A 15,924-nucleotide genomic window follows, 5' to 3' on the forward strand; every position below is an offset into this window, starting at 1 on the left:
CCGCTTTGCGGCCCATTCGCAGCACAAGGCTGCTCCTACAGGAAATTGCATAACTCCTGTAGGAGCAGCCCCTTGCGGTTATCCCGATATCACGGGGAAGGCCCTGTGGATAACCTGGGGGTGTACCTCTCTACCCCAGGCCCTCTGTGCCCTGCGCAGTTTTGATCAAAAAACACCCAGTAATCAGTAGCTTGTGCACAAAGCACGGGGACGAGGGTGTGGATAACCTTTGGAGATGTCGCTGCAGGCCGCGAACCGCATGGCCTGCAGAGTTTTGATCGTTTTTTGATCAGCTGCGCTTGCGCAAATTCATCCACGCATCGACGCTGTAGATCGCCAAACCCGCCCAGATGAACATGAACGCCACCAACGTGCTCGACGACAAATGCTCATCGAACAACAGCACTGCCTGCAGCAATACCAGCGTCGGCGCCAGGTACTGCAGGAAGCCCAGGGTGGTATATGGCAGGTGCCGGGCCGCAGCGTTGAAGCACACCAGCGGTATCAGCGTCACCGGCCCGGCCGCCATCAACCACAGTGCTTCGCTGCTGGTGTAAAACGCCCCCTGGGCACTCATCGCCGCCGGGTGCAGTAGTAGCCAGCCAAGGGCCAGCGGCACCAGCATCCAGGTTTCCACCACCAGGCCCGGCAATGCCGCCACTGGCGCCTGTTTGCGAATCAGCCCGTAGAAGCCGAAGCTCAGCGCCAGTACCAGCGACACCCAAGGCAGGCTGCCTACCTGCCACACCTGCTGGGCTACGCCTACGGCGGCCATGCCCACCGCCAGCCATTGCAGGCGGCGCAGGCGCTCGCCAAGAATCAGCATGCCCAGTACCACATTGATCAGCGGGTTGATGTAGTAACCCAAGCTGGCTTCGAGCATGCGGCCGTTGTTTACCGACCACACATAGGTCAGCCAGTTACCCGCAATCAATGCTCCGCTCAGCGCCAGGATGCCCAGCCGGCGCGGGTTGTCGCGCAGTTCGCGCCACCAGCCCGGGTGTTTCCACACCAGTAGCAGCAGCGAGCCGAACAGCGCCGACCAGAGCACCCGGTGGACAATGATCTCGACCGCCGAGACGTTCTGGATTGCCTTGAAATAGATGGGGAACAGGCCCCAGATGATGTAGGCGCTCAGGCCCAGGATGTACCCGCGACGCGGGTTTGCGGCGTGCATGCAGAATCCTTGCTTAGGTAGCTAAATAAAGCGACGCCTATTGTAGACAGACGTAGGCATGCTTCTAGAACAATTTCAGCGGTGCTTCATCCAGCGCGGCCATTTGTTCGCGCAAGGCGAGAATCTGGTCCCCCCAGTAGCGGGGTTGGCCGAACCACGGGAAGCTGGGCGGGAACGCCGGGTCGCTCCAGCGCCGTGCCAGCCACGCGCTGTAGTGAAGCTGGCGCAGGGCGCGCAGGGGCTCGATCAGGGCCAGTTCGCGCGGGTCGAAGTCGTGGAACTCGTTGTAGCCGTCGATCAGCTCGGCCAGTTGCCCCAAGCGCTCCTCGCGGCTGCCGGCCAGCATCATCCACAGGTCTTGCACCGCCGGGCCCATGCGACAGTCATCGAGGTCGACCACGTGGTACACCTCGTCACGGTGCATCAGGTTGCCGGGGTGCAGGTCGCCGTGCAGGCGGATCAGCTGGTGCGGTGTGCGTGCGTAGATATCCTCGACACGTTTTAGCAGGTCGCGGGCCACGGACTCGAAGGCGGGCAACAGTTCGCGAGGGACAAAACCACCGTCCAGCAGGGTGTTCAGCGAGGCGTGGCCGAAGTTGTCCACAGCCAGGGCCTCACGGTGCTCGAATGGTTTGGTGGCGCCCACGGCATGCAGGCGGCCGAGCAACTGGCCAAGGCGGTAGAGCTGGTCGAGGTTGCCCGGCTCCGGAGCGTGGCCGCCGCGGCGCGGGAACAGAGTGAAACGGAAGCCCTGGTGCTCGAACAAGGTGCGGCCGTCGTGCTGCATCGGCGCAACCACCGGCACCTCGCAGTCGGCGAGTTCGGCGGTGAAGCTGTGTTCTTCGAGGATCGCCGCATCGCTCCAGCGGCCTGGGCGGTAGAACTTGGCGATCAGCGGCTGTGCGTCTTCGATGCCCACCTGATAGACGCGGTTCTCGTAGCTGTTCAGTGCCAGCACCCGGGCGTCGCTGAGAAAGCCGATGCTTTCCACTGCGTCCAGGACCAGGTCGGGGGTGAGGGTGTCGAAGGGGTGGGACATGGTGACTCCGGAGGGTAAGCAGCGTGGGGCCATGGTAACGCGTTATGCCTGTACCGGCCTCTTCGCGGGCATGCCCGCTCCCACAGGCACAGCGCAATTTTCAAGATTTGTGGGGGCGGGCGCGCCCGCGAACCGCGCAATGCGCGGCCAAGCTATGCAGGAACCCCAATCAACACATAGGACGGATGAAACTGCACTCGCACCGCACTGTCCGCCGCCACCTGCTGCCCAGCCAACCAATCCGCCTCGGCGATGGCACACAACGTCTGCCCATTGCCCAACGCCAGCCGCACCTCACTGGGCCCCTCATCCTCTGCCAACACTTCTTCCACGGTTGCACTCAAGCAGTTGCTGCCCGCGTCGGCTGCCTCCCCCTCTGCCAGCAACCGTACCCACCCCGCCTTGAGCAGCGCCACCACCGTCGTCCCCAGTGTCAGCTCCAGCCGCGCGGTACTGTCGTGGGTGATCAGCGCATCAATCTCCAGCCCACCGCCCAATGCCAGGCTGACGCGGTCATACCGGCCCTCGCGGCGCAGGCCGCTGACCTGGCCCTGGAGCTGGTTGCGCGCACTGGTACGTAGCATCAGGCGACCGAGCAGGTCGAGGTCGCTGGATTCTTCGGCGGCCTCAAGAATTTCGGCCTGCAGGGCCTGCAACCTTTGATACAGACGCAACACCCGCTCGCCTTCCGGCGACAAACGCGCACCGCCACCGCCACGACCACCGGTGCTGCGTTCTACCAGCGGCTGGCTGGCCAGGTTGTTGAGCTCGTCTATGGCATCCCAGGCCGCCTTGTAGCTGACACCCGCAGCCTTCGCGGCGCGGGTGATCGAGCCTTGTTCGGCAATGTGCCGCAGCAGGGCGATGCGCTGGGGGCGGCGGGCGATGTGCTGGGTAAGCAGGGTGGGTAGGGGCATGGGCATTGAGTCGTTGTAGGTGAAGGTCCTGAAAGCGGATTGTGGAGGACTGCGCAGGGTCATGCATACCCCGGCTTGGGCGTGCGCGCCAGGCAATACACCTCTACCCGCCGCGCTCCGGCCTTGCGCAGCACCTCGGCGATGGCCTGCGCGGTGGCACCGGTGGTGAACACATCATCGACAATAGCGACATGTTTGCCCGTCAGTTCACCCGAGAGCGCAAACGCTTGTCGCAAATTGCGCCGCCTCGCCCGGGCATCCAGCTTTTGCTGCGCAGGCGTCTCGCGCGTGCGCAGCAACAATCGCTCATCGCACGGTAGCCCAAGTTGCGTAGACAACCACCGCCCCAGCATCCCGGCCTGGTTGAACCCGCGCTCGCGCAGTCGACGCTTGGCCAAGGGCACAGGCAACAGCAGGTCAGGGCGGGGTAGGCCTTCTGCAAAGCGATGCAGCAGCCCATACCCCAGCAGTTCGGCCATCAAGCGCCCCAAAGGCCATTGACGATTGTGCTTGAAGCGGCTGATCAACGTGTCCACCGGAAAACCGAAATGCCACAACGCAATGACCTGTTCGAACGCCGGCAAGCGGCGGGAACACTGGGCGCAGATCAGGCCGGCCATCGGCAAGGGCAGGGCGCATTGCAGGCAGTGATCGCCCAGCCAAGGCAGTTCCTCCTCGCAGGCGATGCACATCGGGTAGGCCTGATCGGCAGGCTCGTCACACAATAAACACATTTGATTAATAAGTGAGCACTTGTAAACCAGTCTTTTCCAGTGTGGTTGACAGTTCATGGGCCTTCCGTAACTATGCGGGCTATCCGTGATGCGCTTGTGGGCTTTCCTGTCCCGGCGCCAGCTACAGCCTAAACAAGGAAACGCCGATGAGCGCCAGCACAACTGCAACAACACGTCACGACTGGTCCCTGGCCGAGGTCAAGGCGCTGTTCCAGCAACCGTTCAATGACTTGCTGTTCCAGGCGCAGACCGTGCACCGCGCGCATTTCGACCCTAACCGGGTACAGGTTTCGACCCTGCTGTCGATCAAGACCGGCGCCTGCCCGGAAGATTGCAAATATTGTCCACAGTCCGGCCACTACAACACCGGGCTGGAAAAACAGAAGCTGATGGAAGTGCAGAAGGTGCTGGAGGAGGCTGCCCGCGCCAAAGCCATCGGTTCCACCCGCTTCTGCATGGGCGCGGCGTGGAAGCACCCGTCTGCCAAAGACATGCCTTACGTGCTGGAGATGGTCAAAGGGGTGAAGGCCATGGGCCTGGAAACCTGCATGACCCTCGGCAAGCTCGACCAGGAGCAGACCGCAGCCCTGGCCCAGGCTGGCCTGGATTACTACAACCACAACCTCGACACCTCGCCGGAGTTCTACGGCAGCATCATCACCACCCGCACCTACAGCGAGCGCCTGCAGACCCTGGCCTACGTGCGCGATGCGGGGATGAAGATCTGCTCCGGCGGCATCCTGGGCATGGGCGAATCGCTGGACGACCGCGCCGGCCTGCTGATCCAGTTGGCCAACCTGCCCGAGCACCCCGAGTCGGTGCCGATCAACATGCTGGTCAAGGTTGCCGGCACGCCGCTGGCCGAGGAAGAGGACGTCGACCCGTTCGATTTTATCCGCATGCTGGCCGTCGCCCGCCTGTTGATGCCCAAGTCGCACGTGCGGCTGTCCGCCGGCCGCGAGCAGATGAACGAGCAGATGCAGGCCTTGGCGTTCATGGCGGGTGCCAACTCGATCTTCTACGGCGAAAAACTGCTGACCACCGCCAACCCGCAGGCCGACAAGGACATGCAATTGTTCGCACGCCTGGGCATCAAGCCCGAAGCGCGTGAAGAGCACGCCGACGAAGTGCATCAGGCGGCCATCGAGCAGGCGTTGGTCGAACAGCGCAGCAGCGAGATGTTCTACAACGCTGCATCGGCCTGACATGGCCTTCGACCTGGCGGCGCGCCTGGCCGAACGGCGCGCCGCAGACCTGTATCGGCAGCGGCCACTGCTGGAGAGCCCGCAGGGGCCGGAAGTGGTGGTCGACGGCCAGCGGTTGCTGGCCTTCTGCAGCAACGACTACCTGGGCCTGGCCAACCACCCCAAAGTCATCGCCGCCTGGCAGGCCGGTGCCGAGCGCTGGGGTGTCGGTGGCGGTGCCTCGCACCTGGTGGTCGGCCACAGCACGCCGCACCACCAGGTTGAAGAAGCGTTGGCCGAACTCACTGGCCGCCCGCGCGCGTTGCTCTTCTCTACGGGCTACATGGCCAACCTGGGCGCCATCACCGCGCTCGTGGGACAGGGCGATACCGTACTGCAAGACCGCCTGAACCACGCCTCGCTGCTGGATGGCGGGCTGCTCAGCGGTGCACGCTTCAACCGCTACCTGCATAACGATGCGGCCAGCCTGGCCAGCCGCCTGGACAAGGCGGTCGGTAATACGCTCGTGGTGACCGATGGTGTGTTCAGCATGGACGGCGACCTGGCCGACCTGCCGGCACTGGCCGATGTCGCTCGCGCCCGCGGTGCCTGGCTGATGGTCGATGACGCCCATGGTCTGGGCACACTCGGCGCACAGGGCGGCGGCATCGTCGAGCACTTCGGCCTGAGCGTGGATGACGTACCGGTGCTGATCGGTACGCTGGGCAAGGCTTGCGGTACTGCGGGTGCCTTTGTTGCCGGCAGCGAAGAGCTGATCGAGGCGCTGGTGCAGTTTGCCCGCCCTTACATCTACACCACCAGCCAGCCACCGGCGCTGGCCTGTGCCACGCTCAAGAGCTTGGAACTGTTGCGTCACGAAACCTGGCGCCGCGAGCACCTGGCGGCGTTGATTCGCCAGTTCCGCGAAGGCGCACAGCAGATCGGGCTGGCGTTGATGGACAGCCCGACGCCGATCCAGCCGATCATGATCGGCGACAGCGCACAGGCCCTGCGCCTGTCGCGCATGCTGCGCGAGCGCGGCTTGCTGGTAACGGCCATCCGCCCACCCACCGTGCCGGCGGGCGGCGCACGCCTGCGGGTGACCTTGAGCGCCGCGCACAGCGAGGCGCAGGTGCAGCTATTGTTGAATGCATTGGCCGAGTGTTATCCACAGTTGGAGAACGCCGATGCGTAATCGTCTTGTATTGCTGCCCGGCTGGGGCCTGGGCACTGCCTCACTGGAGCCGCTGGCAGCCAGCCTGCGCGCCCAGGATGCCCGCTTGCAGGTAGAGCTGATGCCCCTGCCGGAATTGGACCACAGCGATGTGCAGGGTTGGGTCGACCACCTGGACCGCAAGGTGCCCAGCGATGTCTGGCTGGGTGGCTGGTCGCTGGGTGGCATGCTGGCCAGCGCGCTGGCGCACCAGCGCGGCGACCACTGCTGTGGCCTGCTGACCCTGGCCAGCAACCCCAGCTTCGTCGCCCGGCCAGACTGGCCCCACGGCATGCCTGAAGACACCTTCGGCACCTTCCTCGACGGCTGCCGCAGCCATACCCAGGTCACCCTCAAACGCTTCCGTACCTTGTGCAGTGATGGTGCCCAGCAGCCACGTACGTTGCTGCGCCAACTGGGTGTCGGGGTGCCGGAGACCGACCCGCTGTACCTGGCAACCGGCCTTGAGGTGCTGGCCAAGCTGGACACCCGCGAAGCACTGCAGGCATATGCCGGCCCGCAATTGCACCTGTTTGCCGGCAGCGATGCGCTGGTGCCGGCCGAGGCAGCCAAGGCGTTGAGCGAGCTGCTGCCGGATGTGGAAGTGGGCCTGGTCGAAGACAGTTCCCACGCGTTCCTGCTGGAGTACCCGCAGGAGCTGGCGGCGGGCATCAAGAGTTTCCTGCATGAGAGTGGCGATGACTGACCTTTCCCGTCCGACCCTGCCCGGCGCATTGCCCGACAAACGCCAGGTGGCGGCTTCGTTCTCCCGCGCTGCGGCCAGCTACGACAGCGTGGCGGCCTTGCAGCGCGCCGTAGGTTTGAACCTGCTGGAGCAGTTGCCAGCCGGCTTGCAACCCTCGCACTGGCTGGACCTGGGCAGTGGAACCGGCCATTTCAGCCGAAAACTGGCCGAGTGTTTCGCACAGGCCAGCGGTGTGGCAGTGGACATCGCCGAAGGCATGCTGCGCCACGCGCGGGATGAACAAGGTGGGGCGCACTACCACGTGGCCGGTGACGCCGAGCGCTTGCCGCTGCGCGATGCCAGTGTCGACCTTGTGTTCACCAGCCTGGCCGTGCAGTGGTGCGACCAGTTCGCCTGTGTGCTTGCAGAGGCGTTGCGAGTACTGCGCCCGGGTGGCGTGCTGGCTTTCAGCAGCCTGTGCGTGGGTACCCTCGACGAGTTGCGTGCCAGCTGGCAGGCCGTGGATGGCCTGGTGCATGTGAACCGCTTCCGCCGGTTCGAGGATTACCAGCGCCTGTGTGCCGGCAGCGGCTTTGAACAACTTGGGCTGCAGCGCTGCCCGCATGTGCTGCACTACCCGGATGTTCGCAGCCTCACCCATGAGCTGAAGGCACTGGGCGCGCACAACCTCAACCCGGGCCGCCCTTCAGGCCTCACCGGTCGGGCCCGCATGCACGGCCTGTTGCAGGCCTACGAAGCATTTCGCCAGCCTGAGGGGCTGCCAGCCACCTATCAGGTGGTCTATGGTGTGTTGCGCAAGCCACAGGCGTAAGGGGAGCGAGATGAGCCAGGCCTATTTCATTGCCGGTACCGATACCGATGTCGGCAAGACCACCATCGCCGCCGGGCTTTTGCACGCGGCGCGCTTGCAGGGCATGAGCACTCTGGGTGCCAAACCGGTGGCCTCCGGCTGCACCATGACACCGAAGGGCTTGCGCAACAGTGATGCCCAGGCGCTGATCGACGAAAGCACGATCAAGTTGCCATACGACCAGGTCAACCCGTTTGCCTTCGAGCCTGCCATTGCCCCGCATGTGGCGGCGCGTGAGGCGGGGGTGACGCTGGCTGTTGCGGAGTTGCTCGCGGCAATGCGCAATGTGCTGCAACAAAATGCCGATTTCACTTTGGTCGAAGGGGCCGGTGGCTGGCGTGTGCCGCTGTCGGGCCTGGAGAACCTTTCCGACCTCGCCGTTGCCCTGCAGTTGCCGGTGATTCTTGTTGTGGGGGTGCGGTTGGGTTGCATCAGCCATGCCTTGCTCAGCGCCGAGGCGATCGAGCGGGATGGGCTGCAATTGGCCGGGTGGGTGGCGAACATCATCGAGCCCCGTACTTCGCGTCTTGAAGAGAACCTTGCCAGCCTGGCAGAGCGCTTGCCTGCGCCTTGCCTTGGGCGGGTGCCCAAACTGAAGCAAGCCAGTGCCGATATGGTGGCTGAGCATCTGCAACTGGATCTGCTGGATTAGCCTTGCCCAGCCCCGGCCCTATCGCCGGCAAGCCAGCACCCACAAGGGTTACGTGGTACCTGTAGGAGCTGGCTTGCCGGCGATAGGGCCGGTGCAGGAATACCCAAGGCCTATCAACTGGCACCAGGCCATTAGGGTTTTAAACGGGCCTTTTCGCGCCCAGCCTGCTTTAATTGGGGCTGTTCGTTATCCAGCGTCAATGGAGTCCTGACATGGAAATCACCGGTAGCTCCGCCTATTACGCGGGCCTGAGTGCGATTCAAACCGGCCAGAACCGCGTCGATCAGGCCGCAGGCCAGATCGCCAACACCACAGCCGAACGTACCGCCACCAGCCAGTCCAGCGATTTTCAGGCTGAACGCCTGCGCGCAGTAGATCGCAGCCAGCAGATGGACCTGGCCACCAGCACCGTGCAAATGGTTGTTGGCAAAACCGAAGTCGAGCTTGGTGCAAAGGTGGTCAAGGCATCCGACGAAATGCTCGGTCGGATCATCGACACCTACGCCTGACAGGCAACCCTCAAATTAAACACAGCCCCTGTGGGAGCGGGCGTGCCCGCGAATGCGTCAGGTCAGGCATCTCTTTTGTCTGGCCGGGCCCTTTCGCGGGCACGCCCGCTCCCACAGAGGCGGCGTTTTTTCTGAGCGTGGCGTAAACGCCATTTTTCGTGGCGCAAATGGCACCATAGTCCCTCCTTGACATAAGCCAGAGCTAAACGTAAGTTTCAAACAACTGTTTGATAGACGGCCGCCAAGAGCTGGTCACCCCCACAGAACTGACCCAGAGGTTCATCGCAATGCCTGATTACAAAGCCCCCTTGCGTGATATCCGCTTCGTTCGCGACGAACTGCTTGGCTATGAGGCGCACTATCAGAGCCTGCCGGGCTGCCAGGACGCCACGCCCGACATGGTCGATGCGATCCTCGAAGAAGGCGCGAAGTTCTGTGAGCAGGTGCTGGCCCCGCTGAACCGTGTCGGTGACCAGGAAGGCTGCACCTGGAGCGAATCGGGCGTTAAAACCCCGACTGGCTTCAAGGCAGCCTATGAGCAGTTCGTCGAAGGCGGCTGGCCGAGCCTGGCGCATGACGTCGAGCATGGCGGCCAAGGCCTGCCGGAATCGCTGGGCCTGGCCCTGAGCGAAATGGTCGGCGGTTCGAACTGGTCGTGGGGCATGTACCCAGGCCTGTCGCATGGCGCGATGAACACCATCTCCGCACACGGCACTGCCGAGCAGCAGCACACCTACCTGACCAAACTGGTCTCCGGTGAGTGGACCGGCACCATGTGCCTGACCGAACCTCACTGCGGTACCGACCTGGGCATGCTGCGCACCAAGGCCGAACCACAGGCCGACGGCAGCTACAAAGTGTCGGGCACCAAGATCTTCATTTCGGCCGGTGAACACGACATGGCCGACAACATCGTCCATATCGTCCTGGCCCGCCTGCCGGACGCACCAGCCGGCACCAAAGGCATTTCGCTGTTCATCGTGCCGAAGTTCCTGCCCAATGCCGAAGGCGGCGTGGGCGAGCGCAATGGCGTGAGCTGCGGTTCCATCGAGCACAAGATGGGCATCCATGGCAACGCTACCTGCGTGATGAACTTCGATGCGGCAACCGGCTACCTGATCGGCCCGGCCAACAAAGGCCTGAACTGCATGTTCACCTTCATGAACACTGCTCGCCTGGGTACCGCGCTGCAAGGCCTGGCGCATGCCGAGGTGGCCTTCCAGGGTGGCCTGAAGTACGCCCGTGAGCGCCTGCAGATGCGTTCCCTGACTGGCCCGAAAGCGCCGGACAAGGCTGCCGACCCGATCATCGTCCACCCGGACGTGCGCCGCATGCTGCTGACCATGAAAGCCTTCGCCGAAGGCAACCGTGCGATGGTGTACTTCACTGCCAAGCAGGTGGACATCGTCAAGTACAGCCAGGACGAAGAAGAGCGCAAAAAGGCTGACGCCCTGCTGGCGTTCCTGACCCCGATCGCCAAGGCGTTCATGACCGAAGTCGGTTTCGAAGCGGCCAACCACGGCGTGCAGATATACGGCGGCCATGGCTTCATCGCCGAGTGGGGCATGGAGCAGAACGTGCGCGACAGCCGTATCTCCATGCTGTACGAAGGCACCACCGGCATTCAGGCCCTCGACCTGCTCGGCCGTAAAGTGCTGATGACCCAAGGCGAGGCCCTGAAGGGCTTCACCAAGATCGTGCACAAGTTCTGCCAGGCGCAGGAAGGCAATGAAGCGGTCAAGGAGTTCGTTGAACCGCTGGCGGCAATCAACAAGGAGTGGGGCGAGCTGACCATGAAAGTGGGCATGGCCGCCATGAAGGACCGCGAAGAAGTGGGTGCGGCCTCGGTGGATTACCTGATGTACTCCGGCTACGCCTGCCTGGCCTACTTCTGGGCCGACATCGCCCGCCTTGCAGCCGAGAAGCTGGCTGCCGGCACCAGCGAAGAGGCGTTCTACACCGCCAAGCTGCAGACTGCGCGCTTCTACTTCCAGCGCATCCTGCCGCGTACCCGTACGCATGTGGCGACCATGCTGTCGGGCGCCAACAACCTGATGGCGATGGACGAAGAGCACTTCGGCCTGTCGTACTGATTCAGCCGCTGTACCCAAAACCCGCCTGCCGTCACCGGCAGGCGGGTTTTTTCATTCTGCAGCCGGATGCCTATCCCTTGTAGGGGCAGCACAAGGCTGTTCCTACGGGGGCCGCGTCGGAACTGATATTCAACTGTTCATGTGCACTGCCGATGAAGTAAGGGCACAATGCCACTATTGATCTGCCGGGTTGGAGATTACCCTTGTTTCGTCTTAACGCTGTTCGCGCAAGCCACTTCCTGCCTTCGCTGATCCTGTTGCTGGCAGGGCTCGCCGCAGCCTATGTGAGAGACCTCAGCGTCTTTTTCACATCGCTGTTCAACGTCCTGCCTACCTTGGTGCTGCTGCTGGGCGGTGCCTACTGCGCGGTGTACCGCCGCCAGCGTGAGCTGTTCATGATGCTCACGGTGTACATCGCCTACTACCTGCTCGACACCCAGACCGACTTCTACCGTGACCATGGCCGCGTGCGCGAGGACGCGGCCGTGATCTTCCACCTGGTGTGCCTGCTGCTGCCCGCCCTGTTCGGGCTGTACGGTGCCTGGCAGGAACGTACCCACCTGCTTCAGGACATGGTCGCCCGCGGTGCCGTGCTGTTTGCCGTGGGCAGCGTGGCGGTAGCCCTCGAACAAAGCTACCCCGAAGCGCTGCTGACCTGGCTGGCGGAGATACGCTGGCCAACCTTGCATGGCCAGTGGATGAGCCTGATCCAGATGGTCTACCCCTTGTTCCTCGGCGTGTTCATCCTGCTGGTGGTGCAATACCTGCGCGCACCGCGGCCGCTGCACGCTGCGTTGATAACCGGCCTGCTGGGCATTTTCTGGATGCTGCCGCAAACCTTCATCCTGCCGTTCACACTGAACATCATGTGCAGCCAGGTGATGTTGATGATTGCCGCAGCGGTTGCGCACGAGGCCTACCAGATGGCCTTCCGTGACGAGCTGACCGGCCTGCCGGGGCGCCGTGCGCTTAACGAGCGCATGCAGCGCCTGGGGCGTAACTACGTGATCGCCATGACCGATGTCGACCACTTCAAGAAATTCAACGATACCCACGGGCACGACGTGGGCGACCAGGTGTTGCGCCTGGTCGCCAGCCGCTTGTCCAAGGTGACCGGCGGTGGGCGCGCTTATCGATATGGTGGTGAGGAGTTCGCCCTGGTGTTCGCCGGCAAGACCGCCGAGGAATGTGTGCCCCACGTGGAGGCCGTGCGCGAGGTGATTGCCAACTATGTGATGCACCTGCGCGACCAGAGCAGCCGCCCACAGGACGATACAAGCGGGCGCCAGCGCCGGGCGGGCAACAGCGGCGGGACGGTTTCGGTCACCATCAGCATCGGTGTGGCCGAGCGCCAGGTTGACCACCGTAACCCTGAGGCGGTGCTCAAATCCGCTGACCAGGCGCTGTACAGCGCCAAAGGCGCAGGGCGCAATTGTGTCATGGTGCATGGGCAACAATCGCAGCGCGGTGCAGTGCGTACGGAGTGACTGGGCAAGACTGGGCGGTCAGTTGATGACCCTATGTCTCGTAAAAGTTGTTCGGTTACACTGCCGGTAACCCCAGTGTCGCGGTTCCCCGAGACCGCCCCGACCCGACTAGCGAGAGGTTGTCATGGCTGACTATAAAGCGCCCCTGCGCGACATGCGCTTCGTACTGAATGAAGTCTTCAATGTGGCCGAGCAGTGGGCGCAGTTGCCCGGGCTGGCTGAGGTAGTCGATGCCGATACGGCCATGGCCGTGCTGGAAGAAGCCGGCAAGGTCACCGCCAAGACCATCGCGCCGCTCAGCCGCGGCGCCGATGAAGAAGGCTGCCACTGGGACAACGGTGCGGTAAGCACACCGGCCGGTTTCATCGAGGCCTACAACACCTACGCCGAAGGCGGCTGGGTAGGCGTGGGCGGCGACCCGGTGTTCGGCGGCATGGGCATGCCCAAGGCCATCTCGGCCCAGGTCGAGGAAATGGTCAACGCCTCCAGCCTGGCGTTTGGCCTGTACCCGATGCTGACTGCTGGCGCCTGCCTGTCGATCAATGCGCACGCCAGCGAAGCGCTGAAGGCCAAGTACCTGCCGAACATGTACGCCGGCGTTTGGGCGGGGTCAATGTGCCTGACCGAGCCGCATGCCGGTACCGATCTGGGCATAATCCGCACCAAGGCCGAGCCGCAGGCCGACGGCAGCTACAAGGTCAGCGGCACCAAGATCTTCATCACCGGTGGCGAGCACGACCTGACCGAGAACATCATCCACCTGGTGCTGGCCAAGCTGCCGGATGCCCCGGCGGGGCCGAAAGGCATTTCGCTGTTCCTGGTGCCGAAATTCCTGGTGAATGAAGACGGTAGCCTGGGGACGCGCAACCCGGCTACTTGCGGCTCGATCGAGCACAAGATGGGCATCCAGGCCTCGGCTACCTGTGTGATGAACTTCGACGAAGCGGTGGGCTACATCGTCGGTGAGCCGAACAAAGGCCTGGCGGCCATGTTCACCATGATGAACTACGAGCGCCTGGGTGTTGGCATCCAGGGCCTGGCCTCCGCCGAACGCTCCTACCAGAACGCGGTGGAATACGCTCGCGACCGGCTGCAGAGCCGCGCCCCGACCGGCCCGCATGCCAAGGACAAGGCCGCCGACCCGATCATCGTCCACCCGGACGTGCGCCGCATGCTGCTGACCATGAAGGCGCAGATCGAGGGTGGCCGCGCCTTCTCCACTTATGTAGCCATGCAACTGGACAGTGCCAAGTACAGCGAAGACGCCGCCGTGCGCAAGCGCAGCGAAGAGCTGGTGGCACTGCTGACACCGGTGGCCAAGGCGTTCCTCACCGACCTGGGGCTGGAGAGCACGGTGCATGGCCAGCAGGTGTTCGGTGGGCATGGTTATATCCGTGAGTGGGGGCAGGAGCAGCTGGTGCGTGATGTGCGCATTACGCAGATCTACGAAGGCACCAACGGCATCCAGGCCCTCGACCTGATGGGGCGCAAGGTGGTGGCCAGCGGTGGCGCGTACTACAGGCTGTTCTCTGATGAGATCCGCCAGTTCATTGCCAGTGCTGGTAGCGAACTGGACGAGTTTGCCAAGCCGTTGGCTGCCAGCCTCGACCAGCTCGACGGGCTGACCGAATGGGTGCTGGAACAGGCCAAGGGCAACCCGAATGAAATTGGCGCGGCGTCGGTCGAGTACCTGCATGCCTTTGGTTATGTGGCCTATGCCTACATGTGGGCGCTGATGGCGCGGGCGGCCAAGGCGGGTGAGGGGGACGAGGCGTTCTACTCGGGCAAGCTGGGGACGGCGCGGTTCTACTTTGCGCGGTTGCTGCCACGGGTGGATTCGCTGGTGGCATCGGTGAAGGCGGGGAGCGAGTCGCTTTACCTGCTGGATGCCGAGCAGTTCTGACGGATTCTGGGGCCGCTTTGCGGCCCATCGCGACGCAAGGCCGCTCCCACAGGTATCGCGTAGAGTTGGACAGTTGCGCGGTCCCATGTGGGAGCGGCCTTGTGCCGCGATGGGCTGCGCAGCACCCCAATTCACGGCATGAATCTTCTTTGTAAGCTTTTTCCTACACGACGTGGTGACTTTTCACCACTGTTCTCAGATTGGATCCACGGTTAATCTTTATCACATGGACGTTGCGCAGGAAGCGCAAAGGACAGATCAAGGAAGACGACGAAGGACCACCTGCCCAGGATGGCGGGGTGATACGGATGTCACAGGGAAACAGTCTGGAAAACCCCGCTTCGGCGGGGTTTTCTTTGTGCGCGTGTTTTTCAGGCCAGCACATCCAGCGGCGATGCGCCCAACAGGCGGGCGTCCGTCTCTTCCTCCAGCAGGGTGCGCAGCAGCTCTACAGACGCCTGCTGGCGCTGGGCATCGCGAAACACCAGGCCAACCTTCAGCGGCACCCGCGGCTCGCTCAACGGCTTCCACAGCAGGCCCTGATCATCCTCGGCGGCTTCTTTGGCCCGGCCCGGCAGAATGGTGGCCAGTGCCGTGTGCGCCAGGCTGTCGAGAATCCCCGCCATGTTGTTCATCTCTGCCTGTACGTGTGGCCGCCGCCCCTGGCTGGCCAGCTGCGCCTGCCAGATCTGGCGGATCTGGAACTCTTCGCCCAGCATCAGCATGGGCAATTCGGCTGCCTGGCGGATGGAAACCTTCTTGAAATCCTTCAGCGGGTGGGTATCGGGGATCACCAACTGCAGCTCGTCTTCGTACAGCAGCAGGCCATGCAGCCCGGGCTGGCGCGGTGGCAGGTAGCTGATGCCGATGTCCAGGCTGCCGTTGAGCAGCCGCCGTTCGATCTCCAGCCCCGACAACTCGTAGATCTGCACCACAAGGTGCGGCTGTGCCTTGCGCAGCCGTTCGAGGAGCTGTGGCACCAGGCTCGGCCGCACGGTCTGCAACACGCCGATAGCCAAGGTGCGAAGCGACTGGCCCTTGAAGTTGCGCATGGCCTCGTGGGCGCGCTGCAGGCCATCGAGCAATGGCAAGGCGTGGTTGTACAGGGTGTGGGCAGCCAGGGTGGGCAGCAGGCGCTTGTTGCTGCGCTCGAACAGGCTCAGGTCGAGGCTGTGTTCCAGTTGGCGGATCTGCTGGGAGAGTGCCGGCTGGGACAGTGACAGGCGCTCGGCGGCGCGGCCCACGTGGCCTTCTTCATACACCGCGACGAAATAACGCAGTTGGCGGAAATCCATAAGTAACACTTATCGAAAATGCTGGAAAAACGAAATGGTCGAAAACCCTCGCGAAGCCTAGTCTATCGCGGTATTCCAACGGGTTACAGCGATCATTGGGTCGATTGTTACCCCGGATGAAAAACACTTTTGATAGGCAAGGCAAAATATCGAGTGTCGGCACCA

General features: G+C 63.2%; 14 protein-coding genes. 9 read left to right on the top strand and 5 right to left on the bottom strand.

Going from position 1 to position 15,924, the window contains the following annotated elements; genetic code table 11:
• Positions 1–289 precede the first annotated feature (289 nt).
• From rarD to WF331_RS09760, 4 genes are all read right to left on the bottom strand, one after another.
• Entirely contained in the window at positions 290–1,177 is an 888-nt protein-coding gene (rarD, locus tag WF331_RS09745; RefSeq protein ID WP_340622851.1) for an EamA family transporter RarD, read from the bottom strand.
• A 64-nt stretch (positions 1,178–1,241) separates the two neighbouring features.
• Positions 1,242–2,216: a serine/threonine protein kinase gene (locus WF331_RS09750; RefSeq protein WP_019470553.1), complete on the bottom strand. Its 975-nt coding sequence runs from the start codon at positions 2,214–2,216 to the stop codon at positions 1,242–1,244.
• Between the two features lie 152 nt (positions 2,217–2,368).
• The gene (locus tag WF331_RS09755; RefSeq protein ID WP_340622852.1) at positions 2,369–3,133 is read right to left on the bottom strand and encodes a TOBE domain-containing protein; all 765 of its coding nucleotides are present in this window, start codon (positions 3,131–3,133) and stop codon (positions 2,369–2,371) included.
• Between the two features lie 59 nt (positions 3,134–3,192).
• The gene (locus tag WF331_RS09760; RefSeq protein WP_340622853.1) at positions 3,193–3,924 is read right to left on the bottom strand and encodes a ComF family protein; all 732 of its coding nucleotides are present in this window, start codon (positions 3,922–3,924) and stop codon (positions 3,193–3,195) included.
• Between the two features lie 89 nt (positions 3,925–4,013).
• On the opposite strand from WF331_RS09760, the gene bioB reads away from it, so the two are divergent.
• The 9 genes from bioB to WF331_RS09805 all read left to right on the top strand — a co-directional run bounded on the left by bioB (position 4,014) and on the right by WF331_RS09805 (position 14,464).
• Positions 4,014–5,072 carry a biotin synthase BioB gene (bioB, locus tag WF331_RS09765; RefSeq protein ID WP_016497669.1) on the top strand — a complete coding sequence of 353 codons (1,059 nt, stop codon included), beginning with the start codon at positions 4,014–4,016 and terminating at the stop codon, positions 5,070–5,072.
• A 1-nt stretch (position 5,073) separates the two neighbouring features.
• Positions 5,074–6,246 (top strand): 8-amino-7-oxononanoate synthase, encoded by a 1,173-nt coding sequence (bioF, locus tag WF331_RS09770; RefSeq protein WP_340622854.1) that lies wholly within the window; start codon positions 5,074–5,076, stop codon positions 6,244–6,246.
• Positions 6,239–6,970 carry an alpha/beta fold hydrolase gene (locus WF331_RS09775; RefSeq protein WP_284361930.1) on the top strand — a complete coding sequence of 244 codons (732 nt, stop codon included), beginning with the start codon at positions 6,239–6,241 and terminating at the stop codon, positions 6,968–6,970. The genes bioF and WF331_RS09775 overlap by 8 nt, the downstream gene beginning before the upstream one ends.
• On the top strand, positions 6,963–7,781 hold the full coding sequence (bioC, locus tag WF331_RS09780) for a malonyl-ACP O-methyltransferase BioC (protein ID WP_016497672.1): 819 nt from the start codon (positions 6,963–6,965) through the stop codon (positions 7,779–7,781). Before WF331_RS09775 ends, bioC begins: the two co-directional genes overlap by 8 nt.
• Before the next feature lie 10 nt (positions 7,782–7,791).
• Complete coding sequence (bioD, locus tag WF331_RS09785; RefSeq protein ID WP_016497673.1) at positions 7,792–8,472, top strand: dethiobiotin synthase; 681 nt, start codon at positions 7,792–7,794, stop codon at positions 8,470–8,472.
• Between the two features lie 212 nt (positions 8,473–8,684).
• Positions 8,685–8,981, top strand: coding sequence for a hypothetical protein (locus tag WF331_RS09790; RefSeq protein WP_016497674.1), 297 nt, complete (start codon positions 8,685–8,687; stop codon positions 8,979–8,981).
• 287 nt (positions 8,982–9,268) lie between these two features.
• The gene (locus WF331_RS09795; protein ID WP_059394958.1) at positions 9,269–11,074 is read left to right on the top strand and encodes a phenylacyl-CoA dehydrogenase; all 1,806 of its coding nucleotides are present in this window, start codon (positions 9,269–9,271) and stop codon (positions 11,072–11,074) included.
• A 203-nt stretch (positions 11,075–11,277) separates the two neighbouring features.
• Complete coding sequence (locus WF331_RS09800) at positions 11,278–12,561, top strand: GGDEF domain-containing protein (protein WP_340622855.1); 1,284 nt, start codon at positions 11,278–11,280, stop codon at positions 12,559–12,561.
• A gap of 124 nt (positions 12,562–12,685) precedes the next feature.
• Positions 12,686–14,464 carry an acyl-CoA dehydrogenase C-terminal domain-containing protein gene (locus tag WF331_RS09805; RefSeq protein WP_016497677.1) on the top strand — a complete coding sequence of 593 codons (1,779 nt, stop codon included), beginning with the start codon at positions 12,686–12,688 and terminating at the stop codon, positions 14,462–14,464.
• Positions 14,465–14,835: 371 nt separating this feature from the next.
• Here the strand turns inward: WF331_RS09805 and WF331_RS09810 are convergent, their stop codons facing one another.
• Entirely contained in the window at positions 14,836–15,759 is a 924-nt protein-coding gene (locus WF331_RS09810; RefSeq protein ID WP_016484586.1) for a LysR family transcriptional regulator, read from the bottom strand.
• Between the last annotated feature and the right edge of the window lie 165 nt (positions 15,760–15,924).

The organism is Pseudomonas sp. YNh (assembly GCF_037993085.1).
Taxonomy (GTDB): domain Bacteria; phylum Pseudomonadota; class Gammaproteobacteria; order Pseudomonadales; family Pseudomonadaceae; genus Aquipseudomonas; species Aquipseudomonas putida.

Coding starts and splice junctions, on each gene's coding strand:
- rarD (WP_340622851.1), bottom strand. CDS start 1,177: ATGCACGCCGCAAACCCGCGTCGCGGGTACATCCTGGGCCTGAGCGCC.
- WF331_RS09750 (WP_019470553.1), bottom strand. CDS start 2,216: ATGTCCCACCCCTTCGACACCCTCACCCCCGACCTGGTCCTGGACGCA.
- WF331_RS09755 (WP_340622852.1), bottom strand. CDS start 3,133: ATGCCCCTACCCACCCTGCTTACCCAGCACATCGCCCGCCGCCCCCAG.
- WF331_RS09760 (WP_340622853.1), bottom strand. CDS start 3,924: ATGAACTGTCAACCACACTGGAAAAGACTGGTTTACAAGTGCTCACTT.
- bioB (WP_016497669.1), top strand. CDS start 4,014: ATGAGCGCCAGCACAACTGCAACAACACGTCACGACTGGTCCCTGGCC.
- bioF (WP_340622854.1), top strand. CDS start 5,074: ATGGCCTTCGACCTGGCGGCGCGCCTGGCCGAACGGCGCGCCGCAGAC.
- WF331_RS09775 (WP_284361930.1), top strand. CDS start 6,239: ATGCGTAATCGTCTTGTATTGCTGCCCGGCTGGGGCCTGGGCACTGCC.
- bioC (WP_016497672.1), top strand. CDS start 6,963: ATGACTGACCTTTCCCGTCCGACCCTGCCCGGCGCATTGCCCGACAAA.
- bioD (WP_016497673.1), top strand. CDS start 7,792: ATGAGCCAGGCCTATTTCATTGCCGGTACCGATACCGATGTCGGCAAG.
- WF331_RS09790 (WP_016497674.1), top strand. CDS start 8,685: ATGGAAATCACCGGTAGCTCCGCCTATTACGCGGGCCTGAGTGCGATT.
- WF331_RS09795 (WP_059394958.1), top strand. CDS start 9,269: ATGCCTGATTACAAAGCCCCCTTGCGTGATATCCGCTTCGTTCGCGAC.
- WF331_RS09805 (WP_016497677.1), top strand. CDS start 12,686: ATGGCTGACTATAAAGCGCCCCTGCGCGACATGCGCTTCGTACTGAAT.
- WF331_RS09810 (WP_016484586.1), bottom strand. CDS start 15,759: ATGGATTTCCGCCAACTGCGTTATTTCGTCGCGGTGTATGAAGAAGGC.